The sequence below is a fragment of the Streptococcus sp. HMSC077D04 genome (assembly GCF_001808785.1).
Lineage (GTDB): Bacteria > Bacillota > Bacilli > Lactobacillales > Streptococcaceae > Streptococcus > Streptococcus mitis_BX.
On the sequence record NZ_KV794452.1, the window covers coordinates 1 to 927 of the forward strand.

Here is a 927-nt window from a genome sequence, read left to right on the forward strand (position 1 = left end):
TGATTTAGACTATATGGTATCAATTTATCCTGAACATAGCCAAGCTGCTATTTTAGATGAGTTAGGTGACCAGATTTTAATAGATCCAGAAAGCTATTTAAGAGGGGAAAGAAAATACCTTTCTAAGAACCAGTTTTTATCAGGAGATATTCTGAACAAGATAGAAGTAGTTCAACTATTAGTGGAGGAAAACAACCAAGAATATGATTGGAGCCATGCTTTAGATTTGTTAGAATCTGTTCGCCCTCCAAGGATTCATCTGGCAGATATTGAGTTTAAAATAGGGTCACGTTGGATTCCTCAATCCGTTTATGGTAAATTTGCCTTTGAATGTTTTACCAATCGTGAATTTGAATTGTCTTCGCCTGATGTTGAACAAGTCATTGAAGTGAATCCTGTCGATGGGCAGGTTCATTTAAGGACATCATTTGCTTATCGCTATCCAAGTGCTAAAGATAGTAGTCTTGGAGTTAGTGGGTCACGTTATGATACAGGAAGAAAGATTTTTGAGAATTTACTTAATTCGAACCAACCGACGATTACCATGACTGTTACGGAAGGAGAAAAGAAAAAGACCATCACAGATTTGGAAAAAACCTCTGTTCTAAGAGCAAAAGAGCAGCATTTACAAGAACTCTTTCAAGACTTTGTCTCACGGTATCCAGAAGTCCAACAAGTCATTGAAGAAAGCTATAATCGTCTTTATAATCGAACGGTTAGTCGAGAGTATGACGGTAGCCATTTAGTCATTGATGGCTTGGCACAAAACATCAGTCTTCGTCCTCATCAAGAGAATGCCATTCAAAGAATTGTAGAAGAAAAAAGAGCCTTGTTAGCTCATGAGGTAGGTTCAGGAAAGACCTTGACCATGCTTGGTGCTGGCTTTAAATTAAAGGAGTTGGGGATGGTTCATAAGCCCTTGTATGT

The 927-nt window shown here is 38.1% G+C and carries 1 protein-coding gene; it reads left to right on the plus strand.

Going from position 1 to position 927, the window contains the following annotated elements; genetic code table 11:
• The coding region (locus HMPREF2701_RS00160) for a DEAD/DEAH box helicase family protein (RefSeq protein WP_186821199.1) at nt 1-927 on the plus strand (927 nt) is incomplete at both ends.